The organism is Nonomuraea sp. NPDC050478 (assembly GCF_044458265.1).
Lineage (GTDB): Bacteria > Actinomycetota > Actinomycetes > Streptosporangiales > Streptosporangiaceae > Nonomuraea > Nonomuraea ferruginea.
In genome coordinates this window covers 861312-885941 of record NZ_JBITHT010000002.1, presented here as the reverse complement: position 1 = coordinate 885941, position 24630 = coordinate 861312, and the positions used below count along the sequence as shown (strand labels likewise).

22 protein-coding genes are annotated in these 24630 nt (G+C 73.0%); 12 read left to right on the top strand and 10 right to left on the bottom strand.

Annotation, left to right across the window (positions count from 1 at the left end; all coding sequences use genetic code 11):
- The first annotated feature begins 52 nt into the window (after positions 1-52).
- On the top strand, positions 53-1456 hold the full coding sequence (locus ACIBF7_RS12110) for an FAD-binding oxidoreductase (protein WP_397197085.1): 1404 nt from the start codon (positions 53-55) through the stop codon (positions 1454-1456).
- Here ACIBF7_RS12110 and ACIBF7_RS12105 read toward each other — a convergent pair.
- Entirely contained in the window at positions 1437-2966 is a 1530-nt protein-coding gene (locus ACIBF7_RS12105; RefSeq protein ID WP_271278148.1) for an alpha/beta fold hydrolase, read from the bottom strand. The genes ACIBF7_RS12110 and ACIBF7_RS12105 overlap by 20 nt on opposite strands.
- Before the next feature lie 93 nt (positions 2967-3059).
- Positions 3060-4454 carry an aminopeptidase P family protein gene (locus ACIBF7_RS12100; RefSeq protein ID WP_397197084.1) on the bottom strand — a complete coding sequence of 465 codons (1395 nt, stop codon included), beginning with the start codon at positions 4452-4454 and terminating at the stop codon, positions 3060-3062.
- A gap of 123 nt (positions 4455-4577) precedes the next feature.
- Here ACIBF7_RS12100 and ACIBF7_RS12095 point away from each other — a divergent pair, with 123 nt between their 5' ends.
- From ACIBF7_RS12095 to ACIBF7_RS12080, 4 genes are all read left to right on the top strand, one after another.
- Complete coding sequence (locus ACIBF7_RS12095) at positions 4578-5006, top strand: CBS domain-containing protein (RefSeq protein ID WP_148032566.1); 429 nt, start codon at positions 4578-4580, stop codon at positions 5004-5006.
- A gap of 21 nt (positions 5007-5027) precedes the next feature.
- Positions 5028-5618 (top strand): hypothetical protein, encoded by a 591-nt coding sequence (locus ACIBF7_RS12090; protein ID WP_397197083.1) that lies wholly within the window; start codon positions 5028-5030, stop codon positions 5616-5618.
- An 80-nt stretch (positions 5619-5698) separates the two neighbouring features.
- Positions 5699-6481 (top strand): cyclase family protein, encoded by a 783-nt coding sequence (locus tag ACIBF7_RS12085; RefSeq protein WP_397197082.1) that lies wholly within the window; start codon positions 5699-5701, stop codon positions 6479-6481.
- Positions 6478-8223 (top strand): thiamine pyrophosphate-binding protein, encoded by a 1746-nt coding sequence (locus ACIBF7_RS12080; protein ID WP_397197081.1) that lies wholly within the window; start codon positions 6478-6480, stop codon positions 8221-8223. Before ACIBF7_RS12085 ends, ACIBF7_RS12080 begins: the two co-directional genes overlap by 4 nt.
- Here the strand turns inward: ACIBF7_RS12080 and ACIBF7_RS12075 are convergent.
- Genes ACIBF7_RS12075 through dhaK form a run of 3 tightly spaced genes read right to left on the bottom strand, consistent with a single transcriptional unit; the run spans position 8220 to position 10203 of the window.
- A complete protein-coding gene (locus ACIBF7_RS12075; protein WP_397197080.1) occupies positions 8220-8594 on the bottom strand; it encodes a PTS-dependent dihydroxyacetone kinase phosphotransferase subunit DhaM in 375 nt (124 codons plus the stop codon). The two genes, ACIBF7_RS12080 and ACIBF7_RS12075, sit on opposite strands and share 4 nt — an antisense overlap.
- A complete protein-coding gene (gene dhaL, locus ACIBF7_RS12070) occupies positions 8594-9235 on the bottom strand; it encodes a dihydroxyacetone kinase subunit DhaL (RefSeq protein ID WP_397197079.1) in 642 nt (213 codons plus the stop codon). Before dhaL ends, ACIBF7_RS12075 begins: the two co-directional genes overlap by 1 nt.
- Positions 9223-10203: a dihydroxyacetone kinase subunit DhaK gene (gene dhaK, locus ACIBF7_RS12065; protein ID WP_148032561.1), complete on the bottom strand. Its 981-nt coding sequence runs from the start codon at positions 10201-10203 to the stop codon at positions 9223-9225. Before dhaK ends, dhaL begins: the two co-directional genes overlap by 13 nt.
- A gap of 65 nt (positions 10204-10268) precedes the next feature.
- Between dhaK and ACIBF7_RS12060 the strand changes: the two genes are divergently transcribed.
- A complete protein-coding gene (locus tag ACIBF7_RS12060) occupies positions 10269-11054 on the top strand; it encodes a 1-acyl-sn-glycerol-3-phosphate acyltransferase (protein ID WP_148032560.1) in 786 nt (261 codons plus the stop codon).
- Between the two features lie 6 nt (positions 11055-11060).
- Here the strand turns inward: ACIBF7_RS12060 and ACIBF7_RS12055 are convergent, their stop codons facing one another.
- Both ACIBF7_RS12055 and ACIBF7_RS12050 read right to left on the bottom strand, forming a co-directional pair.
- Entirely contained in the window at positions 11061-11870 is an 810-nt protein-coding gene (locus ACIBF7_RS12055; protein ID WP_148032559.1) for a serine/threonine-protein kinase, read from the bottom strand.
- 56 nt (positions 11871-11926) lie between these two features.
- Complete coding sequence (locus ACIBF7_RS12050; protein ID WP_397197078.1) at positions 11927-13171, bottom strand: MFS transporter; 1245 nt, start codon at positions 13169-13171, stop codon at positions 11927-11929.
- 68 nt (positions 13172-13239) lie between these two features.
- On the opposite strand from ACIBF7_RS12050, the gene ACIBF7_RS12045 reads away from it, so the two are divergent.
- The 5 genes from ACIBF7_RS12045 (at position 13240) to ACIBF7_RS12025 (ending at position 20316) form a co-directional block, all read left to right on the top strand.
- Positions 13240-13845 (top strand): winged helix-turn-helix domain-containing protein, encoded by a 606-nt coding sequence (locus ACIBF7_RS12045; RefSeq protein ID WP_397197077.1) that lies wholly within the window; start codon positions 13240-13242, stop codon positions 13843-13845.
- A 67-nt stretch (positions 13846-13912) separates the two neighbouring features.
- On the top strand, positions 13913-14638 hold the full coding sequence (locus tag ACIBF7_RS12040) for a DUF4142 domain-containing protein (protein ID WP_397197076.1): 726 nt from the start codon (positions 13913-13915) through the stop codon (positions 14636-14638).
- 84 nt (positions 14639-14722) lie between these two features.
- Positions 14723-15613 (top strand): siderophore-interacting protein, encoded by an 891-nt coding sequence (locus tag ACIBF7_RS12035; RefSeq protein WP_148032555.1) that lies wholly within the window; start codon positions 14723-14725, stop codon positions 15611-15613.
- Between the two features lie 102 nt (positions 15614-15715).
- A complete protein-coding gene (locus tag ACIBF7_RS12030; protein WP_397197075.1) occupies positions 15716-18931 on the top strand; it encodes an HAD-IA family hydrolase in 3216 nt (1071 codons plus the stop codon).
- A 38-nt stretch (positions 18932-18969) separates the two neighbouring features.
- Positions 18970-20316, top strand: a complete 1347-nt coding sequence (locus tag ACIBF7_RS12025) for a mannitol dehydrogenase family protein (protein WP_397197074.1) — start codon at positions 18970-18972, stop codon at positions 20314-20316.
- Positions 20317-20326: 10 nt separating this feature from the next.
- Here the strand turns inward: ACIBF7_RS12025 and pruA are convergent, their stop codons facing one another.
- A complete protein-coding gene (gene pruA, locus ACIBF7_RS12020) occupies positions 20327-21952 on the bottom strand; it encodes an L-glutamate gamma-semialdehyde dehydrogenase (protein WP_397197073.1) in 1626 nt (541 codons plus the stop codon).
- A 2-nt stretch (positions 21953-21954) separates the two neighbouring features.
- Positions 21955-22872: a proline dehydrogenase family protein gene (locus ACIBF7_RS12015; protein WP_397197072.1), complete on the bottom strand. Its 918-nt coding sequence runs from the start codon at positions 22870-22872 to the stop codon at positions 21955-21957.
- 75 nt (positions 22873-22947) lie between these two features.
- Here ACIBF7_RS12015 and ACIBF7_RS12010 point away from each other — a divergent pair, with 75 nt between their 5' ends.
- Positions 22948-24000, top strand: a complete 1053-nt coding sequence (locus ACIBF7_RS12010) for a PucR family transcriptional regulator (RefSeq protein WP_397197071.1) — start codon at positions 22948-22950, stop codon at positions 23998-24000.
- A gap of 30 nt (positions 24001-24030) precedes the next feature.
- Here ACIBF7_RS12010 and ACIBF7_RS12005 read toward each other — a convergent pair whose 3' ends face one another.
- Positions 24031-24624 carry an FMN-binding negative transcriptional regulator gene (locus tag ACIBF7_RS12005; RefSeq protein ID WP_397197070.1) on the bottom strand — a complete coding sequence of 198 codons (594 nt, stop codon included), beginning with the start codon at positions 24622-24624 and terminating at the stop codon, positions 24031-24033.
- Between the last annotated feature and the right edge of the window lie 6 nt (positions 24625-24630).

Here is a 24630-nt window from a genome sequence, read left to right as displayed (position 1 = left end):
CGAAACCTACGATTAATTGAGGTTCGCCTATAGCGCGCCCTGGGAGTGCGACATGGTTCAGCTCATCAGAAGCGGGCTCGAAGGACTGCGCGAGAGATGCGCCGGGCGTGTGGTCTCCCCGAAGGACGACGGCTACGAGAGCATGCGGAAGATCTGGAACGGCGCCGTCGACCGCCGCCCCGGCGTGATCGTCCGGTGCGGCGGGCCCGACGACGCTGAGGCGGCCGTCGCCTACGCCCGGCAGGAGGACCTGGAGATCTCCGTGCGCGGCGGCGGCCACGGCTTCGGCGGCCTGGCCGTGACCGACGGCGGAGTCATGCTCGACCTCAGCGCGCTGCGGCAGATCGAGGTCGACGCCGCCAGCCGGTGGGCGTCCTGCGGCGGCGGCGCGACCTGGGCCGATCTCGACGCGGCCACCCACGTGTACGGGCTGGCCACGCCCGGCGGCACGATCAGCCACACCGGCGTCGGCGGGCTGACGCTCGGCGGCGGCTTCGGCTGGCTGAGCCACGACCACGGGCTGACCGTGGACAACCTGGAGTCGGCCGACGTCGTGCTCGCCGACGGGCGGCAGGTGCACGCCTCCGCCCGCGAGCATCCCGACCTGTTCTGGGCGCTGCGAGGCGGCGGCGGCAACTTCGGCGTCGTCACCTCCTTCGCCTTCCGGCTGCACCCGGTCGGGCCCGAGGTGCAGGTGGGGATCCTGTTCTGGGAGGCGGAGCGGGGCCCCGAGGCGATCGAGACGATCGACCAGGCGGTGCGGAGCCTGCCGGAACACGTCGGCGTGCTGATCGCCTTCGGGATGAGCGCACCGCCCGCCCCGTTCGTCCCCGAGGAGCACCGCCTGCGGCAGGGGCACGCGCTCATCGTGGCCGGGTTCGGCTCGCCCCGGCATCACGCCTCGGTGCTGGAGCCGATCACGCGGGCGCTGCCGCCGCTGTTCTCGTTCGCCGCGCCGATGTCGTACCCGCAGCTCCAGTCGCTGCTGGACGACACCGTGCCCTGGGGGACGCCCGCCTACGAGAAGGCGCTCGACCTGCCGTCGCTCGGGACGGACGCGATCGCCACGCTCTGCGAGCAGGCGGCGCTCAAGCGGTCGCCGATGTCGTTCATACCGGCGTTCCGCCTCGACGGCGCCTTCAGCGCGATCCCTGACGACGCCACCGCCTTCGGCGGCAGCCGCGAGCCGCACTACACGCTGTCCGTCATGGCGCTCACGCCCACGGCGGACGCCCTGGAACAGGAGAGGACGTGGGCCCGCGACGCCTGGTCGGCGCTGCTCCCGTACTCCCGGGGCACCGGCGCGTACGTGAACTTCCTCACCGACCAGGACGAGGACCGCGTGCGGGCTTCCTACGGCGAGGAGAAGTACGCCCGGCTGGCCGCGATCAAGGCCGAGTACGACCCCGACAACGTCTTCCGACTCAACCAGAACATCAGGCCCGCCACCGGCTGAGGAGATAGCCCGGGGTGCCGGGGAACGGAGTGTCCGGCGGCGCGTCGCGCAGGGTGGCCGTGCCCTCCGACGGCGGCACCGCCGGGCAGCGGGCGCCCTCGGCCGGGATCTCCAGATCGACCAGGTAGCGGTCGAAGACCGCCGTCGCGCAGTCGCCCATGCCGTACACGCCGTGCCCCCAGCCCTCGTAGGTGAGCAGCCGGGCCTCGCGCCCGATCTGCCGCGCGGCGGCGGTGGCCCACGCGTAGGCGGTGGCCGGGTCGTGCAGGGCGTTGGCGAGCAGCAGCGGCGGCGTGCCGTCGACGCGCAGCCGGTGCTGCGGGTTCGGGATCGGCGCCCGCGTGCCGGCGCAGGCCGCCAGCATGCCGTACGCGAGCGGGCTGACCAGCATGTCCGGCGCGATCTCCGCCGACCGGCGCAGGTGGGCGGTGTACTCGCGATGGTCGCGCACCGGCAGCAGATAGTCGAGACAGAAGACCCGCGACGCGTCGTTGACCGTCTCCTCCTGCGGGGCCGCGGCCAGGAGCCGCTCGGCGGGCCCGCCGGTCTCCAGCGCCACCAGGAACCGGGCCAGCCCGGAGTAGTCCGGCCCGTAGAACGCGCCGAACGCCTGCCTGATCAGCGTCGTCCTGGAGAGCGGCACGCCCGGCTCGCCGGGGAAGGTCAGCTCGCCCCGCCCGGCGCGCTCCAGCAGCTCCGCCCAGACGGCCCGCACGTCCCTGCCGTGCAGCGCGCAGGACTCCGTCCGGCCGCACCAGGAGACGAACTCGTCGAAGGAGTCCTGCGCCGCCCGCGACTCGGTGTCGAGGAAGGCGCGGGTGCGCAGGCTGTGGTCCATGTTGCTGTCCAGCGCCAGCGCCCGCACCCGGCGCGGGTAGCGCTCGGCGTAGAGCTGGGTGATCAGCGTCCCGTACGAGAGGCCGTAGGCGGTGAGCTTCCGGTCGCCGAGCGCGGCGCGCAGCGCGTCGAGGTCCCGCACGACGCTGCCGGTGTCGACGTGGTCGAAGAGCGGCCCGGTGCGGGCCCGGCAGTCCTGCCGGTAGCGCTCGTTGTGGGCCAGGAGCGCCTCGAAGCCCGCCCGGCTGCCGGCGGTGAGCGGGTCGGGCGCCCGCAGGGCCAGTTCCAGCGAGCACCGGACGGGGTGGCTGCGGCGCACCCCGCGCGGGTCGTAGCTGACCACGTCGAACCTGCTGGTCAGCTCGGCGGTGAAGGCGATCCGGTTCGTGATCACGGCGTCCACCCCTGAGCCGCCGGGACCGCCCGGGTTGATCACCAGCGAGCCGATGCGGGCACCCGGATCGCTGGCCTTGCGGCGGGCCAGCGCCAGGTCCAGCGTCGGCCCGCCGGGGTCGTCCCAGTCGACGGGCACGGCGAGCGTGCCGCACTCGACCTCCGGCGCTTCGGGACAGGGGGTCCACGCGATCCCGCCCGAGGCGCCGGCCGGTAAGACGGGCACGAGGGGGAGGACCGCGGCGATGACGAGGCTGAGGATCAGGACAGATCTTCGCATGACGCGTCCAATCGTCGGTGGGACCCGATCGTCGGACGGGCCCGCCGGCGGCGCCATCGACCCTGAGTACGGTCTTCGCGTCGTCCTCAGGTATCAGCCGAGCAGGACCGACATCCAGCTCTCCACCTCGTCAGGGTGGCGGGGGAGCGCCGCCGACATCAGCCGCGCCCCGTCGGCCGTGATGACCAGGTCGTCCTCGATGCGGACGCCCAGCCCTCGGAACTCCTCCGGCAGGGTGAGGTCGTCCGGCTGGAGGTAGAGGCCGGGCTCCACGGTCAGCACCTGGCCCTCCTCCAGCACGCCGTCCAGATACGTCTCCGCCCGCGCCCTGGCGCAGTCGTGCACGTCCAGGCCCAGCATGTGGCCGCTGCTGCAGAGCGTGTAACGGCGGTAGAGCCCGGTCTCCATGAGCGCGTCGGGGGAGTCCTTCAGCAGGCCCCATTCGTGCAGGCCCTCGCAGATGACGCGCATGGCCGTCAGGTGGAACTCGCGGAACCGGACGCCCGGCCGCAGCGCCGCGATCGCGGCCGACTGCGCCTCGTAGACCAGCTCGTACACCTGCCGCTGCACCGGCCCGAACCGGCCCGAGAGCGGCAGCGTGCGGGTGACGTCGGCGGTGTAGAGGGTGTCGGTCTCCACGCCGGCGTCCAGCAGCAGCATGTCGCCCGGGTCGAGACGTCCGTCGTTGCGGATCCAGTGGAGCACGCACGCGTGCGCGCCGGAGGCCACGATGCTCTCGTAGCCGACCGCGTTGCCCTCCAGCCGCGAGCGCAGTCCGAACACGCCCTCCAGGTAGCGTTCGCCGCGCGGGTGGCCGAGCGCCTGCGGGAGTGCCCGCACCACGTCCTCGAAGCCGCGCACGGTCGCGTCCACCGCGGCCTGCAGCTCGCCGATCTCCCACTCGTCCTTGACCAGCCGCGCCTCCGCCAGGAAGCTCTCCAGCTCGGCGTCGCCGCCGCCGGGCTCCACCGCCTCGTCCAGCGCCGGGTCCACGCCGCGCAGCACCCGCGCGGGTCCCTTCAGATCCAGCTCGCGCGGATGCGCGCAGTCGATCTGGTAGAGCTCCGCCGCCTCCGCCAGGTCGGGCCTGCGGCCCACCCAGAACTCGCCGTAACGGCGGTCCCGGTAGAACTCCTGGCCCTCCTCGCGGGGGGAGCGCGGCCGCGTGTAGAGGGTCGCCTCACCGGACGGCTCGATCACGAGCACGTCACCGGGCTCGCCCGCGCCCGTCAGGTACGAGAAGGCGCTGTGCGGGCGGAAACGGTAGTCGCTGTCGTTGCTGCGCACCTTGAGCGTGCCCGACGGCACGACCAGCCGTTCCCCGGGGAACCGGCTCGCCAGAGCCGCCCGCCGCTTGGCCGCCCACGGGGCGACGGGCAGCGCGCGCACGCCGGTCCGCCGCGTGTCCGCCCAGCCCGTCCGCATGAACGCGGCCAGCTCCTCGGAGATCGGCAGGTCGTGGCTCCCGGTGTTGAGAGGCTCGGTCACAGCGGCTCCAACAGTGGTATTTCATATGGCAAGTACGGTCAGCTTACGGGAGTCCTTGACGGCCTCCCACCCCCTTGCTTGCCTGTAACCACGACGGGGTAACTCCTAGCCGAGGTGGTACGGATGCTGATCAGCACGATCTTGCACGGCAAGGGAAGCGACGTGACGACGGTGGCGCCCGACGCGACCGTCCGTGAGTTGCTGGCCCGGCTGGCCGAGCACAACATCGGCGCCGTCGTCGTGTCCGCCGACGGCGTCACCATCGACGGGATCGTCTCCGAGCGCGACGTGGTGCGCCGGCTGCACGATCGCGGCGCGGGCATCCTCGGCGAGCCGGTCTCGTCGATCATGACCGCCGAGGTGCGCACCGTCGCCCCGGGCGACCGGGTCGACGAGCTGCGCAAGACCATGACCACCCACCGCGTGCGGCACATGCCGGTGGTCGAGGACGGCCGCCTGGCCGGTATCGTCAGCATCGGCGACGTGGTCAAGAACACCATCGAGGAGCTGGAGACGGAGAAGGCCTCACTGGTGGACTACCTCCACCGCTGACGCGGGTGGGACGCTGTCCAGGTGATGTACCGCCCCCCGCCTGACTACCCGCGCGCGTCGAGCAGCCCGACGATCATCCTGCTCGTCGCCGGGCTGACCGGGGTGCTGGGCTTCCTGATCGGCTTCCTCACCGGGCTCGGGTCAGGAGAGCTGGCGGCGGCCCCCGCTCCCCGGGTCACCGTGACGGTCGAGGGAGAGCTCGACCCCGACGCGCAGCCCACCGACCCCGTCCCGTCCGACCCCGTCCCGTCCGACCCCGCCGCGTCCGATCCTGCCGCGTCGCCTCCGGCCGCCGACCCGTCCGCGTCGGCCCCCGTCACCTCGGACCCGTCCGCCGGCGCCCCGGACGACCCCGTCACGGCGAACCCCGGCGATCCGCTCGCGTCGATGCGCACCCTCGTCGTCGGCGTCGACATCCAGCCCGGCACCTACCGCACCACCGGCCCCGCGGGCGGCGGGGGCCAGTGCTACTGGGCCCGCATGAACAGCACCACCGGCGACATCGGGGACGTCATCGACGCCGGCATGCCCTCAGGCCCGGCCACCGTCACCATCGCCGCCACCGACAAGAGCTTCCAGACGGCCGGCTGCGCCGAATGGACCAGGGCCTGACGGACCGCCGCAGCGGTGCCTGTTTGCGGAGGTGACACCCGCGTAGGAGGATGCGCTCAGCCCCACGCGAGGAGGAAACCATGTCGGTGTTGCGGAGCTTCGTAGACAGTGTGCGCAACGGCGCGATCGAGGTCATCGACCTCACCGCGCCCCTGTCGGAGGAGACGCCGATCCTCCAGTTGCCCGAGCCGTTCGGCAACACCATCCGGTTCCGGCTGGAGGAGATCAGCCGCTACGACGACCGCGGCCCGGGGTGGTACTGGAACGACATCCACACCGGCGAGCACACCGGCACGCACTTCGACGCGCCCATCCACTGGGCGACCGGCCGTGACGGCCAGGACGTCTCCCAGGTGCCGGTGACCAGCCTGATCGCGCCGGCCGTGGTGCTCGACTTCACCGCCGAGGCGGGCAAGGACCCCGACTTCCTCCTCCAGATCGACCACGTCAAGGAGTGGGAGCGCGCCAACGGCCCGCTGCCCGAAGGCGGCTGGCTGCTCTACCGCACCGGCTGGGACTCCCGCTCCGGTGACCAGGACACGTTCCTCAACGCCGACGAGACCGGCTCGCACACCCCCGGCGTCTCCGCCGAATGCGCCAGGTGGCTCGCCGAGCAGACGCCGATCATCGGGCTGGGCGTCGAGACCGTCGGCACCGACGCGGGCGCCGCCCACTCCTTCGACCCGGCCTTCCCCTGCCACGCCTTCTTCCTCGGCGCCGGCAAGTACGGCCTCACCCAGCTGCGCAACCTCGACCGGCTCCCGGTCACCGGCGCGGTCGTGGTGGCGCCGCTGCTGCCCATCCTCGGCGGCTCGGGCAGCCCGGTGCGGGTGCTCGCGCTGGTGGAGCGGGGCGAAGGGTGATCGTCGCCGAGGCCGTCGGCGGGCTGCTCGCCGCGGCGGGCGTACGAGCCGCGTTCGGGGTCGTCGGCAGCGGCAACTTCCACCTCACCAACGCCCTCGTGAGCCACGGCGTGCGCTTCGTCGCGGCCCGTCACGAGGGCGGTGCGGCCACCATGGCCGACGCCTACGCCCGGATGACGGGCGAGGTGGCGGTCGTCTCCGTGCACCAGGGGCCCGGCCTCACCAACGCGATCACCGGCCTCGCCGAGGCCGCGAAGAGCCGCACCCCGCTCGTCGTGCTGGCGGGCGAGGCCACCGACGCCCGCTCCAACTTCCACATCGACCAGGACGCCGCCGTGCGCGCGGTGGGCGCCGTCCCGATGCGGGTCACCGGCCCCGCCGAGGCGGCCCGGCACACCTTGGAGGCGTTCCGCGTCGCCCGCGACGAACGCCGCACGGTCGTACTCAACCTGCCCCTGGACGTGCAGGCCGCCGAGACGGAACTCGGCGGGGAGCGACCGGAGCGGGCCGCGGGGACGGAACTCGGTGGGGAGCGGCCGGAGCGGGCCGCGGGGACGGGTCCGGGCGGGGAGCGGCCGGACTACGCGGGCGCGAGCGAGCTGGACCGGGCCGCGGCGGCTGTTCGTGAGAGCCGTCCCGGCGCGCCCGCCGCCTCCGCCGAGCAGCTCGACGGGTTGCGCCGGTTGCTCGACGGGGCCGAACGGCCGGTGTTCGTCGCCGGGCGCGGAGCACGGCACGCGCGGGCCGAGCTGGTGGAGCTGGCCGAGCGGACCGGCGCCCTGCTGGCCACCTCGGCCGTGGCCAAGGGCCTGTTCCGCGGCAGCCCGTGGGACCTCGACGTGAGCGGCGGGTTCGCCACGCCGCTCACGGCCGAGCTGGTCCGGGGCGCGGACCTGGTGGTCGGCTGGGGGTGCGCGCTCAACATGTGGACCACCCGCCACGGCTCGCTGATCGGCCCCGGCGCCAAGGTCGCGCAGGTCGATCTCGACCTGGCCGCCGTCGGCCTGCACGTGCCCGCCGACCACGGCGTGGTGGGCGACGTGGCCGAGGTCGCCCGCGCCCTCACGGCCGGCGGCGAGCGGGCCGGCTACCGCTCGCCCGAGCTGGCCCGCCGCATCCGGGAGGAGGGCCGCTGGCGCGCGGTCCCGTACCACGACGAGAGCGGCGGCGGCCGCATCGACCCGAGGACTCTCACCATCGGCCTGGACGACCTGCTGCCCGCCGAGCGGATCGTGGCGACCGACTCGGGCAACTTCATGGGCTACCCGGCGATGTTCCTGGACGTGCCCGACGAGCGCGGGTTCTGCTTCACGCAGGCGTTCCAGGCGGTCGGGCTCGGGCTCGCCACCGCCATCGGCGCCGCCGTGGCCCGCCCCGACCGGCTGCCGGTGGCGGCGCTCGGCGACGGCGGCGCGTTCATGGGCATCGCCGAGCTGGAGACCGTCGTCCGGCTCGGGCTGCCCATGGTGGTCGTGGTCTACGACGACGAGGCCTACGGCGCCGAGGTGCACCACTTCGGCCCGCACGGCCACCCGCTCGGCACCGTCCGGTTCCCGCCCGCCGACCTGGCCGCGATCGCGCGCGGGTACGGGTTCGCGGCCGTGACCGTCACCGGGCCGGCCGACCTGGCGGGCGTGGCCGAGTGGCTCAAGGGCCCGCGCGAGCGGCCCCTGCTGGTGCACGCCAAGGTCACCGGCGACCGCCCCTCCTGGTGGCTGGAGGAGGCGTTCAGGGGCCACTAGAGCTTGCGGTGGGTGCGGGCCTCCTCGGCGGCGGCCAGCACCACCGCCAGCGCCGCCCCGCCGCCGGCCGCGACCGCCGCGGCGATCGCGCCCTCCACGAACGGCACGTCCGCCAGCACCACCCGGCCGGGCTCCTCCAGCAGGCGGGCGGTGAGCACCGAGCTGCCCAGGTCGGGGATGAGCAGCACGCCGTCGCCCCGGTCGACCTCGCGCACCGCCGCCTCGATGCGGTCGATGCTGACCCCGAGCCCGCCGTCGCCGGTGCCGCCGGCCGCCGCCACGGGCGCATCCCTGCCCGCGATGCCGCGCGCCAGCTCCGCCGTCTCCGCGGCCAGCCCGGCGCTGTGGGCGACGAGAACCACGCCCACCATCAGGCCGCCGCCTCGGCCAGCGCCGCCATGATCAGCGCCGCCGACGCCGCGCCCGGATCCTCGTGGCCGATGCTGCGCTCGCCCAGGTAACTGGCGCGGCCCTTGCGGGCGCGTAGCGGGATCGTCGCCTTCGCCCCCTCCTCGGCCGCGCGCGCCGCCCGCTCGAACGCCTTGTGCTCGTCGGCGCCCTCCTGTACGGCCTGCGTCAGGGCACGGGCGGCCGGAGCGAGCGCGTCGATCATGGTCTTGTCACCCTGGGCGGCCTTGCCCAGGCGCTCCACCGCCTGGACACCGGACTCGAACGCCGCCGCGAACCCGGCGAGCGTCACCGGCGTGTCCAGCGACTTGCCGAGCTGCCGGAACAGCGACCCGTACAGCGGGCCCGAGGCGCCGCCCACCCGGCGGATCAGTGTCGTGCCCGCGGACACCAGCACCTGCGCGGGGGAGGTCGGCGGCCACTCGGTCAGCGCCTTGCCCACCTCGGTGAAGCCGCGGTCGAGGTTGGTGCCGTGGTCGGCGTCGCCGATCGCGGCGTCCAGGCCGGTGAGCCGGTCGCGGTGCAGCCTGACCGCCCTGGCCGCGCCCTCGGTCCAGGCGAGGAAGAGACCGGTGTCGAGCATCCCGGCCATCAGCGCCCCCACCGCAGGCCGGGCGTCTCCACCGGGGCGTCCCACAGCCGGGTCAGCTCGCCGTTGAGGCGGCAGACCGTGATCGAGAAGCCCTGCATGTCGAGGCTCGTCACGTAGTTGCCGACCAGCGAGCGCACCACCCGCGCGCCCTTGCCCCGGACGAACGCCTCCACCTCGGCGAACACCACGTACAGCTCGATCAAGGGGGTGCCGCCCATGCCGTTGACCATGACGAGCAGGTCGTCGCGGAGCGGGAGGTCGCCGTGGATCGCCTCCATGGCGAGCGCGGCCAGCTCGCGGGCGGGGGCCATCGGCGCGCGCGACCTGCCCGGCTCGCCGTGGATGCCGATGCCCAGCTCCACCTGGTCCTCGGGCAGGTCGAAGGTGGGCTTGCCGGCCGCGGGCGTCACGCACGAGGTGAGCGCCACGCCGAACGAGCGGCTGTGGTCGTCCACCTCGCGGGCCACCCGCGCCACCTCCTCCAGCGGCGCGCCCTCCTCGGCCAGGGCCCCGGCGATCTTCTCCACGAACAGCGTCGCGCCGGTGCCGCGCCGGCCCGCCGTGTAGAGGGAGTCCTGCACGGCCACGTCGTCGTCGACCAGCACGCTCGCCACCGGGACGTCGTCGCACAGCTCGGCGGCCATCTCGAAGTTCAGCACGTCGCCCGTGTAGTTCTTGACGATGTGGAGCACGCCCGCGCCGCCGTCGGCCGCCCTGGTGGCGTCGATGATCTGGTCGGGCACCGGGGAGGTGAAGATCTCACCAGGGCAGGCGGCGTCGAGCATGCCGTGGCCCACGAAGGCGGCGTGCAGCGGCTCGTGCCCCGACCCGCCGCCGGAGACCAGGCCCACCTTGCCGGGGCGCGGACCCTCCGCCCGGTAGACCACCCGGTCGCGTACCCGCAGCGAGGGGTGCGCCGCGGCGAGGCCGTTGAGGGCGTCCTCGACCACGGATTCGGCCGTGTTGATGAGCTTCTTCATGGTCTGAACATCTGCCCGTTTTCCGCTGGAGGCAAGCACCGGGCGGAGTAGGCTACCGTCTGCACATGGCCGAGATCGTGTACCCGCCGGTGATCGCTGCCGCGCGGACCTTGTTTCGCGTGCTTGACTACCGCTTCCACCTGGAGGGCACCGAGCACGTGCCGTCGACGGGCGGCGCCGTCCTGGTGAGCAACCACATCAGCTACCTCGACTTCATCTTCGCCGGCTACGCCGCGCTGCCGGCCAGGCGGCTGGTGCGGTTCATGGCCAAGCAGGACGTGTTCGACCACAAGATCTCCGGCCCGCTCATGCGCGGCATGAAGCACATCCCGGTCGACCGCGGCGCGGGCGCCGGCTCGTACGCGACCGCGCTGCGCATGCTGAAGGCGGGCGAGATGGTCGGGGTGTTCGCCGAGGCCACCATCAGCCGTTCGTTCACCGTCAAGGAGATCAAGAACGGCGCGATCCGGATGGCGCAGGCCACCAAGGTGCCGGTCATCCCGGTGGCGCTCTGGGGCACGCAGCGGCTGTGGACCAAGGGCAGGGAGCGGCGCATCTTCCAGCGCCACGTGCCGATCACGATCCTGGTGGGCGAGCCCATCCACCCCAAGCGCGGCGAGGACGTCGCCGAGCACACCACGGCCCTCCACGCGCGGCTCTCGGAGCTGGTCGACCGGGCGCAGCGCACCTACCCGGAGATCCCGCAGGGCGTGTGGTGGCAGCCGGCCCACCTGGGCGGCACCGCGCCCACCCCCGAGGAGGCGGCGGCGCTGGACGCCGCGGAGGCCGAGGCCCGCGCCGCGAAGAAGGCGGCGGGCGGCGGCGCCCACGAGGAGCCGGCCGGAACCTAGACGGCCTTAGATGGCCGTCTGGTAGGCGCTCGCCCGCATGCCCGCCAGCAGGGTCTCCGTCTGCGACAGCGAGTAGCGGTGGCGCGGGTCGTGGTGGAGCAGCCCCTCGATGAGCGGGCGCATCACCCCGGCCCGGCGCGGCGGCGGGAACGGCCCGCTGCGCGCCATGCCGAGCACGGTCGCGGCGTCCTGGCCCGGGTAGGGCGGCTGGCCCTCGATGGCGCTGTAGAGCGTGGCGCCGAACGACCACATGTCGGCCTCCTTGCTGGCCGGGCCGCCGTAGAGCCGCTCGGGGGCCATGAACGCGGGCGTGCCGCGTAGCCGCCTGGAGGTCGTGGTCTTGCGGATGTCGCCCTCCGCGGTGGCGATGCCGAAGTCGGTCAGCACCACCCGGTCGCCGGTCAGCATCACGTTGGCCGGCTTCACGTCACGGTGGAGCACCCCTGCCTGGTGGGCGGTGCGCAGCGCGGCCAGCAGATGACGGCCGATCGCCGCCACCGACTGGGCGGGCAGCGTGCCCACCTGGGAGAGCAACTGGTGCATGGAGAGCCCGTCGAGATACTCCATCACGATCCAGAGCTTGCCGCCTTCTTCGATGAGGTCGTGGACCGTGACGATGTTCGGGTGCGACAGCCTGGCCGCCATCCGGGCCTCGCGCAGCACGCGCCGACGCACCATCTCGGCCTCGCCGGTGAGCGTCAGCTCCTTGAGCGCCACCTCCCGGTGGAGAAGCCGATCGAACGCGCGCCATACGACGCCCATGCCCCCACGACCGGCCTCCTCGTTAAGGAGGTACCGTCCGCCGATCTCCCGCATACCATCCCCTCATTGACAGGGGTAATCATGTCATCTCAGCGCACTGTTGTGGGTGCCTAACGTGATCCGGTTATGTCGGGAATGGTAACGCCGCTGGTCACCCGCTTGGAAGTCGGAAAGAATACCACCCGTCCGATCCAGCAGACCGCGAGCAACTGGACCACCGTCGCCCCGGCGAAGACCGCCGGCAGCCCGGCCACCTCTCCCGCGAGCCCGCCCAGCGCCGCGCCGAGGGGCATGCCGCCCATCCCGAGCAGCCGGTAGGCGGCGTTCACCCGGCCCAGCAGCTCGCCGGGGATGATCCGCTGCCGGGTGCTGATCACGAGCACGTTCGCCGCGGCCCCGGACACCCCCCACACGACCGCCGTCGCGTACAGCAGCCAGGGGACCGGCAGCAGGACCGGCACCAGGTGCGCCAGGGCGCAGACCGCCCAGAGCATGACGAAGGCGGGCGCGTCCCCGGCCAGGCGACCGGCCCGGCCGGCCACCAGCGATCCGGCCAGGGCCCCGACGGCGAACACGGTGAGCATGAGGCCGTAGCCGCTCGGCGCCAGGCCCATCGGCGAGCCGTCGCCCACCACCCAGAGCACGAGCACCCCGAAGTACGCGGCGCCGGCCGTGTTGATCAGCCCGGCCGACAGGGCCAGCGTGCGCAGGAACCGGTGCGACCACAGGTAGCGGAGCGACTCGGTGATCTCCCCGGCGACCGGCCGCGGCGCCGCGCGCGGGGCCAGGAACCGGCCGCGCATGCCCAGCAGGAGCAGCCCCGCGACCCCGTACAGGAGTCCCGGCGCGCCCAGCACGGCGGCGGGCAGGACCGTGACGAGCAGGCCCGCCAGCGGCGCCCCGGCGAAGTCGTTGCCCAGGATCTGGACGCCGACGACGCGCCCGTTGGCCCGGGTCAGCTCGGTCTCCGGCACGGCCATGGGCAGCGCCGCCTGGGCGGAGGTGTCGGCGAACACCTCCGACACGCACGCGAGGAACACGGCGGCCAGCAGCACCCACAGGTTCATCAGCCCGAGCGCGGCCAGCGCCGTCGCCACGGCCAGCACCGCGGCGCGCGCGGCGTTCGCCGCCACCATGATCCGCCGGCGGTCCAGCCGGTCGACGAGCGCGCCCGCGGGCAGCGCGAGCAGCAGCCACGGCAGCGTCGCCGCCGCCCCCGCCAGCGCCACCAGGGCGGGGGAGCGGGTGAACGAGACCGCCATCAGCGGCGCGCCGACCTTCAGCACGCCGTCGGCCAGGTTGGACAGCGCGGTGGACGACAGCAGGAAGCCGAAGGATCGGCCGAGGCGTGACAAGACGGGGCTCCGTTAGTGTGTAAGGAGAACTGTGCATGGATTCCTTTGCAAAGATAGGTTTGCACACTGTGGAGCGCAAGAGCTATTCCGCCAGGACCCTCGACACGGGCGCGCTCAAGTCGTTCGCCCACCCCCTGCGCCTGCGCCTGTACGAGCTGCTGGAGGAGCGCGGCCCCGCCACCGCCACCCAGCTCGCCGGCCAGGTGGGGGAGAACACCGGCGCCACCAGCTACCACCTGCGCGAGCTGGCCAGGCACGAGATGATCGAGATCGTGCCGGGGATGGGGCGCGGCAAGGAGAAGTACTGGCGGGTGACGCCGGGCGGCTACTCCTACGGGGAGACCCCGCCGGAGCCGGAGGCGGCCGAGGCGCTGGAGTTCCTCATGGACGACCTGATCCGGCAGCGCGGCGCGGAGCTGGCCCGCTGGCGCGAGGAGGAGCGGGACGCGCCGGAGGAGTGGGTCCAGGCCAGCGGCTTCGGCCGCCGCGCGCTGCGCCTGACGCCCGCCGAGACGACCGCGATGCGGGACGCGATCTTCGCGGTGCTGGAGCGCTACCGGGCCCTGTCGGACGCGCGCATCGAGGAGCCGGCGGCGGACCCGGCGCTCGGCCGCGTCGTCGTCCACTTCGACGTCTTCCCGGTGGGGGCGCGCCGGGATCCGGAGCCGGAGTGAACACCTGAGGGGTCCGCCGCGTACCTCAAGGTGACCAGTCCGAGGATCCGGAAGGGGATGACGGCACGTGCGATCTCGACAGGGACACCGCCGTCTCGCTCTCGCCGCGGCCTGCCTCGTCACCGTCGCCGCCGGCACGGCCTGCACCGCCCCGGCCGTGCCGCCGGCGACCGACACGGCGCAGGTGGCCGACGCGGTGCCGACGGAGATTCCGGAAGAGCTGATGGCGCCGCCCGCGACGAGCCTGACCCGGGAAGAGGACGCCGAGCCCACCGCGCAGGCTGCGGAGAGCGGCGACGACAGCGAGACCCGGCCGACGAAGTGGGGGCCGTTGTCCGCGGCCGACCGGGATCTGATCAAGAAGGTTCGTCTCGCCACGCTGTGGGAGATGACGATCGCTCAGGAGGCGATACAGCGGGGAAACAGCTCACGCGTACGGGAGATCAGCCGGGAGATCTCCGAACAGCACCACGCCCTCGACAACGAGGCCCGCGACCTGGCGCAGAAGCTGGACGTGCGGTTGCCCGTGCGGCCGACCGAGGACCAGCAGAAGTGGATGGCCGACATCTCCGGCAGGTCGGGCCGCGACTACGACGTCACCTACGTGAAGTGGCTGCGGCTGGCGCACGGGCAGATCTTCGCCTTCATCGGGCAGGTGCGCGGCAGCACCCAGAACACGCTGGTGCGCACGTTCGCGGAGTCCTGCAACAAGGCCGTGCTGAACCACCAGCGGCTGCTGGAGAGCACCGGCCTGGCCGGGCCGGAGGCGTTCCCGGATCCGCCGGAGGTGTGATCCGACGAGGGCCGGGGTTTCCGAATCAGGATATGTCAGGTTAGGTTTGCCTAACCTGACATACTTTGAGGAGAGAGACCCGCCATGACCGAGCCCTTCCGCATGTTCGGCGTCCGCGTCGGCAGGCTGGACCGCCTGAGCCCGACGTTCCTGCGCGTCACGTTCACCGGCGACGACCTGCGGCATTTCGCCGACAACGGCTATGACCAGCGGATCAAGCTCATCCTGCCGGTGCCCTCCCACGGACTGAGCCGGTTGCCCGGGGGCTCCGACTGGTACGGGCAGTGGCGCGCCATGCCCGACGAGGACCGCAACCCGATGCGCACCTACACCGTCCGCCGGGCCCGCCCCGAGGCCTGTGAGCTGGACGTGGACATCGTGCTGCACGGCGACACCGGCCCGATGTCCCGCTGGGCGACGGCGGCCGAGGTGGGGGACGAGCTCGTCGTGCTCGGGCCCGACGGCCGCTACCAGGGGCCGCCCTCCGGCCTGGAGTTCCGCCCCCCGGAGGGCACCGGCGCGGTGCTGATCGCCGGTGACGAGACAGCCGCGCCCGCCATCTGCTCCATCCTGGAACGCCTGCCCGCCGGCGTCGAGGGCGAGGCGCTCCTGGAGGTCGCCACCCGGGGAGACTTCCTGCCCGTGGAGACCGGCAGCGCGGTCAAGGTCACCTGGCTGGCCAGGGACGGCGCGCCGCACGGCGCCCACCTCGTCCCGGCGGTGCGCGAGGCGGCCCACCGGCTGCTGCCCGCGCTGCCGGCGTCCGAGGACTTCCAGGACGTGGACGTCGACGCGGGCGAGCTCTGGGAGGTGCCCGAGGCGCCGTCCGGCCCGCTGTACGCGTGGCTGGCCGGCGAGGCCGCGATGATCAGGACCCTGCGGCGGCACCTGGTCGCCGAACGCGGCATGGACCGCCGCGCGGTGGCCTTCATGGGCTACTGGCGGCTGGGCCGCTCGGAGGACTGGGCGGCCTGACCGCCGCCCGCGCCGGATCTCCCCTGGTCATGCCGCCGCCGTGAGGGTTTCCTGCCCGGTGGCAGGGTAGCCGGACCGGGACAGGCTGTCGCGGGGGGCACCATGGACGGCTTCGTACTCACCTACGACCACTACGATCCCGAGGCGGAGAAGCTGCGCGAGGCGATCACCTCGACCGGGAACGGCTACTTCTGCACCAGGGGCACGGCCGAGTGGGAGGACATCGGCGAATTCCACTACCCGGGCACCTACACCCACGGCGGGTACAACCGGGAGACCTCGATCTTCGACGGTCACCCGGTGCTCAACGAGGACCTGGTCAACCTGCCGAACTGGCTGCCGCTGAAGCTGCGCGTCGAAGGCGAGGGGGCGGTCCGGTTCGGCGACGTGGAGGTGCTCGGCTACCGGCACACCTACGACATCCGGCTCGCCCTGGTCCAGCGGGACCTGCGCTTCCGCGACGCCGCCGGCCGCGTGACGAGCCTGCGCAGCCGCCGGTTCGTCAGCATGGCGCACAGCCACCAGGCCGCGATCGAGTGGACGCTGACGCCGGAGAACTGGTCGGGCCGGGTCGAGGTGGTCTCCGCGCTGGACGGCCGCATGAGCAACCACATCGTGGTCCGCTACCGCGACCTGGAGGGCCGCCACCTGGATCCGGTGTCGCCGCGCACGTTCGGCCCCGACGTGATCGCGCTGGAGGTGAAGACCCGCCAGTCCAACCTCTACATCGCCCAGGCCGCCCGCACCCGTGCCTTCCACGGCGACCGGCCCGCCGCGACCGAGCGGCGGCTGCACCAGATGGCCGACTACATCCAGGAGGTGCTCAGCTTCGACGTCGAGGAGGGCCGGCCCAGCCGGGTGGAGAAGCTCGTCTCCATGTTCACCTCGCACGACAACGCCATCACCGAGCCGCTGGCCGCCGCCGGCCGGCACGTGCTGCGCTACCCCGACTTCGCCGGGGCGCTGGACAAGCACGAGTCGGCCTGGACCGAGCTGTGGGAGAGCTGCGACGTGCGCCTGCCCGCCGAGCCGCGCGCCCAGCTGCTGCTGCGCCTGCACATCGCGCACGTCCTGCAGGTCTGCTCCCGGCACACCGCCCGGCACGACGCCGGCGTGCCCGCCCGCGGACTCAACGGCGAGGCGTACCGCGGACACGTCTTCTGGGACGAGATGTACGTCTACCCGTACCTCAACCTGCGCCTGCCCGAGATCACCCGGGCCCTGCTGCTGTACCGGCACCGGCGGCTGACCGAGGCGCGCGCCGCCGCGGCCGAGGCCGGTTACCGGGGCGCCATGTTCCCCTGGCAGAGCGGCAGCGACGGCACCGAGGAGACCCAGCAGCTGCACCTCAACCCGATGTCCGGCGAATGGGACCCGGACCTCAGCCACCACCAGCGGCACGTCAACGCGGCGATCTTCTACAACGTGTGGCGCTACTTCCAGGCCACCGACGACCTGGAGTTCCTGCGCGACTACGGGGCCGAGCTGATGCTGGAGATCGCCCGCTTCTGGGCGTCGATCGCGCACTTCGACCCCGCCAGGCAGCGGTACGAGATCCACGGCGTGATGGGGCCCGACGAATTCCACGAGCGCTACCCCGACACCGAGGAGCCGGGGCTGCGCGACAACGCCTACACCAACGCCATGGCGGCCTGGATCGCCGCCACCGCCCCCAAAGTGCTCGACCTGCTGCCCAGCAGCCGCGCGGCGAGCATCCGGCGCAGCCTCCAGGTCACCGACGAGGAGCTGGCGACCTGGGAGGACATGAGCCGCCGCATGTACATCCCGTTCCACGACGGCGTCATCAGCCAGTTCGAGGGCTACGGCGACCTGGAGGAGCTCGACTGGGACCACTACCGCGCCCGCTACCACAACCTCCAGCGCATGGACCGGATCCTCAGGGCCGAGGGCAAGGACCCCAACCGCTACAAGCTGTCCAAGCAGGCCGACACGGTCATGCTGTTCTTCCTCTTCGACGAGCAGGAGCAGCGCGAGCTGTTCGGGCGGCTCGGCTACGACTACGACGCCGACCTGCTCAAGCGCACGATCGAGTACTACGACGCGCGCACCACGCACGGCTCGACGCTCAGCTTCGTCACCTACGCGGGGGTGCTGGCCGCCATCGACCCGGAGAGCTCGTGGGAACGCTACCTGGCGGCGCTGGAGAGCGACGTCAACGACGTGCAGGGCGGCACCACCCAGGAGGGCATCCACATGGGCGTCATGTCCGGGACCCTCGACCTGCTCCAGCGCTGCTACGTCGGCACCAGCATCACCGGTGACGTGCTCAGGCTGTCGCCCCGCCTGGTCGACCGGCTCGACGGCGTCTCGTTCTCCATGCGTTTCCGCGGCACCACGCTCAGGCTGAGCATCGAGGGCGACCAGCTCATCCTGTTCACCCAGGCGGAGGGGTTCCGGGGCCCGCTGCACGCGGGCGTGGGCGACGACGTCCGCGAGCTCGTCCCCGGAGGGACCTGCGTCTTCACCATCCCGGGAGGGCCACCCGCCCGAGAGAGGGGCCGCACCATGCCCGCCGCCGGATTCCAGGGCGCGATCTTCGACGTCGACGGCGTGCTCGTCGACTCGCCGCACCAGCGCGCGTGGAAGGACGCGCTGCGCGAGCTGATGGAGGGGGAGTGGGCGGACGTCCGCGACCGGACCACCTGGTCGGACGACCGGTTCACACCGGAGGTCTACCAGCGGGTCATCTCCGGCAAGCCGCGGATGAGCGGCGCGCTGGCCGCCCTGCAGTACTTCGAGGTCCCGGACGCCGAGCGGCGGGTCGAGCAGTACGCCGCGCACAAGCAGCGGATCGTGGTGCGGCTCATCGACGCGGGGGAGTTCACCGCCTATCCGGACGCCCTCCGCTTCGCGCTGGCCGTCCGCGCGGCCGGCATCCCGTCGGCGGTGGCGTCCTCGTCCAAGAACGCCGACCTGTTCCTGCGGAGGATCCGGCTCGACACGTTCGCGGCCGAGCAGGGACTGTCCTACGACTTCATCCGGCGGGGCCAGACCCTCGCCGACTTCTTCGACGCCGACCTGTCGGGCCGTGACTTCGAGCACGGCAAGCCCGACCCGGAGATCTTCGTCACCGCGGCCGCCGAGCTGCACGTGCCTCCGGAGGACTGCTTCGTGGTCGAGGACGCCGTCAGCGGCGTCCAGGCCGCCAAGGCCGGCGGCATGGCGGGGCTCGGGGTGGCCCGCGCGGACGACGCGCGGATACTCGCCGGCGCGCACGCCGACCTCGTCGTCACCAGCCTCGACGAGGTGGACCTGGGCGCCCTGGCCGCGCACCGGCTCGACCGGAGGCCCGCCTGACACATCACCACGTACCACCGGCCGAGAAAGGTCTGATCATGAGCAGCGAACTGTCCCGCCGCGCCGGCGCGGCCCGCCCCGCGGCGCCCGTCCGGCTGATCCACCTCGGGCTCGGTGACTTCTTCCGCGCCCATCAGGCCTGGTACACCGAGCACGCGCCCGACGGCGAGGAGTGGGGTTTCGCCGCCTTTGGCGGGCACGAGGCGTCGGACCTGCTCGCCGCCCAGCAGGGCCTCTACACGCTCATCACCAGGAGCGCCCACGGCGACCGGTTCGAGGTGATCGCGACCGTGTCCGAGGCGTGGCCGGCGACCGACCACGACGCCCTGCTGCGCCTGTTCCGCGCGCCCGAGGTGGCCGCCGTCACCATCACCGAGCTCGGCGCCCGCGACCACCCGGACGTCCGGGAGGACGTGGCCGCCCTGCGCGCCGACCCGGCCGCGCCGGTGCGCACGACCCGCGGCCGGCTGCTCGCCGGCCTCGCCGCCCGCCGCCGCGCCGACGCGGGCCCGGTCACGCTGGTGGCGTGCGACCACACGGCCGGCAACGGCGCCATCCTGTCCCGCCTGTTGTACGAGATGGCCGACGAGGTCAATCAGGAGCTGACCGGCTGGCTGGACGAGAACGTGTCCGTCGTCGCCACCGTCGCCGACCGGGTCACCCCGCACACCGGCCCGTCCGGGCTGCGCGCCGTCGCCGAGGCCACCGGCCGCGACGACCGCGTCCCGGTCACCGCCGAGCCGTACGCCGAGTGGGTGCTGGCAGGCCGGTTCCCGGCCGGCCGCCCGCGCTGGGAGGACGCCGGCGCCCTGCTGACCACCGACGTCACCCCGTACGAGCATCGCAAGCAGTGGCTGGTCAACGGCTCCTGCTCGCTGCTCGCCTACGCCGGCTCGATCCGCGAGCACGCCACGCTGGCGGAGGCGAGCGGCGACGACGCCTGCCGCGGCTGGCTGGAACGGTGGTGGTCGGAGGCCGGACGGCATCTCGGCCGGGCCGCCGCCGGCCTGGACGCGTACCGCCAGGCGCTGCTGGAACGGATCGCCAACCCGCGCATCCGCCACAGCCTCGCCAGGATCGCCGCGGACGGCTCCCGCAAGCTGCCGGAACGCGTCCTGCCCGTGCTGCGCGCCGAACGCGCCGCCGGTCGCGTGCCGGAAGGGGCGGCCCTCATCCTGGCCGCCTGGATCAGCCATCTGCGCGGCCACGGCGCCCCGGTCAGCGACCCGCGCGCGGCCGAGCTGACCGTGCTCGCCGCCGGCCCGCTGGCCGAGGGCGCCCACCGCGTCCTGGACGCGCTCGACCCGGAGCTCGGCGCCGACGACACGCTGGTGGCGGCGGTCCGCGACGCCGCCACCCGCTTCGACCGCGTCAGAGTGTCCTGACCGGCCGAGATCAGCCCATGTGCGGGTAGCGGTGGTCGGTCGGCGGGGTGAACAGCTCCTTGACCGCGCGGGCGCTGACCCACCTGACCAGGTTGTACATCGAGCCCGCCTTGTCGTTGGTGCCCGACGCGCGGGCGCCGCCGAACGGCTGCTGGCCCACGACCGCCCCGGTCGGCTTGTCGTTGACGTAGAAGTTGCCCGCCGCGAAGCGGAGCTTCTCCGACGCCGCCGCGATGGCGTAGCGGTCCTGGGCGATGAACGCGCCGGTCAGCGCGTACCGCGAGACGCTCTCCATCTGGGTGAGCACCGCGTCGAAGTCGGCGTCGTCGTAGACGTGCACGCCCAGGATCGGCCCGAAGTACTCCTTGACGAAGATCTCGTCGGTCGGGTCCGCCGACTCCAGGATGGTCGGCTTCACGAAATAGCCGGTCGAGTCGTCGTACGAGCCCGTCAGCACGTCGATGTGCGAGGCTGAGCGCGCCCGGTCGATGGCGGCCTTGTGCTTGGCGAAGGCCCGCTCGTCGATCACCGCGCCCATGAACGCCGACAGGTCCGACGCCACGTCGCCCACGGTCAGCGACTCGGCCACGGCCACGAAGTCGTCGCGCATCCGGTCCCACACCGAGCGCGGCACGTACGCCCGCGAGGCCGCCGAGCACTTCTGGCCCTGGTACTCGAAGGCGCCCCTGATCAGCGCCGTCGACAGCACCGCCGGGTCGGCCGACGGGTGGGCCAGCACGAAGTCCTTGCCGCCCGTCTCGCCGACCAGGCGCGGGTAGCCGCGGTAGGAGGCGATGTTCTCGCCCACCGTGCGCCACAGGTGCTGGAAGGTGGCGGTCGAGCCGGTGAAGTGGATGCCGGCCAGGTCGGGGTGGGTGAGCGCCACCTCGGAGACCGCCTCGCCGTAACCGGTCACCAGGTTGATGACGCCCGGCGGCAGCCCGGCCTCCTCCAGCAGCCGCATCGTGAAGTGCGCGGCGAACTGCTGCGTCGGCGACGGCTTCCACACCACCACGTTGCCCATCAGCGCGGCCGAGGTCGGCAGGTTGCCGGCGATGGCGGTGAAGTTGAACGGCGTGATCGCCAGCACGAAGCCTTCGAGCGGGCGGTACTCCATCCGGTTCCACACGCCGGGCGAGGAGATCGGCTGGTCGGCGTAGATCTGCCGGGCGTAGGCCACGTTGAAGCGCAGGAAGTCGATCAGCTCGCAGGCCGCGTCGATCTCCGCCTGCTGGACGGACTTCGACTGGCCGAGCACCGTGGCCGCGTTGAGCGTGGCCCGCCACGGCCCGGACAGCAGGTCGGCGGCCTTCAGGAAGATCGCCGCCCGCTCGTCGAACGGCAGCGCGCGCCAGGCCGGGGCGGCGGCCAGCGCCGAGTCGATCGCGGCCCGCACGTCCTGCGCGCCCGCCTCGCGGGTGCGGCCGAGCACCGCGGCCTTGTTGTGCGGCTGCACCACGTCGATGGGCGTGCCGCCGCCGAGCCGCTGCTCGCCGCCGATGGTCATGGTCAGGTCGAGTGAGGCGCCGGACAGCTCCTTGATCCGGGACTCCAGGGCCGCGCGCTCCGCGCTGCCGGGCGCGTACCCGAGAACCCGCTCGTTGGCCGGGGCCGGCACGTTGCTGATGGCATCCATAATCACTTGCCTCCAAGGGCACGAAGGAAGAAGGCGACGTTCGCGGGGCGCTCGGCCAGCCGGCGCATGAAGTAGCCGTACCAGTCGGCGCCGTACGGCACGTAGACGCGGACCGTGTGACCGGCTCCGGCCAGGGCCTCCTGCCGGTCCGTGCGGATCCCGTACAGCATCTGATACTCGTAGTCGCCACGGGAGCGGCCGTGGCGGTCGGCGAGCAGTTCGGTGATGGAGATCAGCCGGTCGTCGTGCGTCGCCACCATGGGATACCCCTTCCCCGCCATGAGGATCCGCAGGCATCGCACGTACGCCTTGTCCACGTCCGCCTTGCTCTGGTACGCGACCGTGGCGGGCTCCCGGTAGGCGCCCTTGACCAGCCGCACGCGCGACCCCTCGTGGGCCAGGGCCCGGCAGTCGTCCTCGCTGCGGTGCAGGTAGGCCTGGACGGCCACGCCCGTCGACGGGTGCTCGCGGCGCAGCTCGCGCAGGATCCGCAGCGTGGAGTCGACCGTGGTGTGGTCCTCCATGTCGAGCGTGACGGTGGAGCCGCCCGCCGCGGCGGCGGCGCAGACGGCCCGCGCGTGCTCCAGCGCCAGGTCCTCGTCGAGCGCCTGCCCGACGGCCGACAGCTTCACCGACACCTCGGCGGCGCGGCCCAGCTCCAGCGGGCGCAGCTCCTCCAGCAGCGTGAGGTACGCCTTGGCGATGGCGGCGGCGTCACCCGCGTCGCGGGTCTCCTCGCCGAGATGGTCGACGGTCACGGACAGGCCGGTCCCGAGCAGCCGGAGGATCGCCTCACGGGCCTCCGGCACGCTCTCACCGGCGACGAAGCGGTCGACGACCCTGCGCGTGAGCGGGAAGCCCGACACGGACCGGCGCACCAGCCGGCTCCCCGAAGCGGCGAGCAGCACTTGTCCCAACATGCGTCCAGGCTAAAACCGCAGGTCAGAGAGGTCTATGGACGCGAGTAACGCCAGGTGTGGCAGGCTGTCATACACATGCACAACACCGCTGATCTGCAGGAGATCGTCGACGAGATCGCGGGCCTGCTCGGCGCTTCCGCGACGCTGGAGGACCGCTCGTTCCGCCTGCTCGCGTACGGGGCGCAGCACGGCGACATCGACACCGTCCGCCAGGAGTCGATCCTGCGCCGGCGCGCCTCGCAGGAGGTGCGCGACTACTTCGAACGCTACGGCATCGCCCGGGCCGACGGCCCCGTCCGGATCCCGGCCGACGACCGGCTCAAGGTGCTGGCCAGGATCTGCTGGCCGTTGCGCCACGGCGACGTCACCTACGGCTACCTGTGGCTGCTCGACTCCGGCAGCCTCGCCGACACCCGGCTGCACCGCGTCGCCCCGCTGGTGACCAGGGCCGCCGCCGCGCTCGCCCACGAGGCCAGGAGCCGCCAGGACCTGGGCCGCCGGCTCGACGCGCTGCTGTCGCCCGACCCGCAGGAACGGGCCGCCGCCTTCCCGGAGATGTCCGGTCCGGTGGCCGCCGTCGCGGTGCGCGAGTCCGAGGAGCGCGCCGCCGCGCTGTGGACGCTCCCGCGCGGGGTGCTCGCCCGCGCCGGCTCCCCGGTCGCGCTGCTCGCCCCCGCGCACCTCGCCGCCGAGGTCGCGCGGACGGTCCAGGGCGCGTACGGGACGGCCGCGGGCATCGGCGCGGCCCGGGCCGACCCGGCGGACGCCTGGCTGAGCTGGCGGGAGGCGCGGCAGGCGCTGCGCGTGGCGGAGAACTTCCCCCGGCACGCGCCGGTCGCCCGCTGGGAGGAGCTGGGCGCGTACCGGCTGCTGGCCCGGCTCGGCGTGGGCGACCTGCGCGAGCTGGCCGAGGCGGTGGCGCCGTTCGACCCGGAGCTGGCCCGCACCGTCGAGGTCTACCTCGACCTCGGCGGCCACGCCCAGAAGGCCGCCGCCGAGCTCGGCATCCACCGGCAGACGCTCTACTACCGGCTGGGCAAGGCCGAACGGCTCACCGGCCGCGACCTGTCCGACGGCGACGACCGGCTCACCGTCCACCTGGGACTCAAAGCGTCCCACCTGCGCTGACCGCCCTGCTCAGGCGGCTGTGGCAGGGGGTCAGGTCAGGTGGCGCAGTGCGGCCTCGTCGCCGGGGCCGCCGCGGGCGGCCAGTTCGGCGGCCACCCGCTCGCGCAGTCCGGCGTCCTTGTGCCCGTCGTACTTGAACTTGCCGCGGAGCTCCTCCACCGCCAGCCGCAGCCCCAGCAGCCCCGCGAGCAGCCGCGGCATCCGCGCGGGGTCGCCGTGCCCCGGCTCCTGGTCGGCGAGCTGGGCGCGCAGGATCTCCAGCTTGCCCTCGGGGTCGGTGACGATCTCGGCGTGGCAGACGAGCTGGACCGAGGAGTAGTACGTGGTGGGCACGCCGAGCGACGGGTCGATGCCGCTCTCGGCACGCCACTTGCCGGGGACGTACGTCCAAGGGCCCGCCACCGACAGGAGGACCTTGGGGTTCTCCTCGATGGCGGGCCAGATGGGGTTGGGCCGCGCGAGATGCAGCCAGATCGTTTGCTCGTCCCGCAGCAGGAACTGGGTGGGCACCACCACCGGCAGGTCCCTGCCCCTGCCGGCGGCGATCAGGTGCCCGAACTGGTTGTCCTTCAGGTAAGCGATGGACCGCTCGTCGTCGCCCGCGTCCCAGGGGTGGATCAGCATGGCACG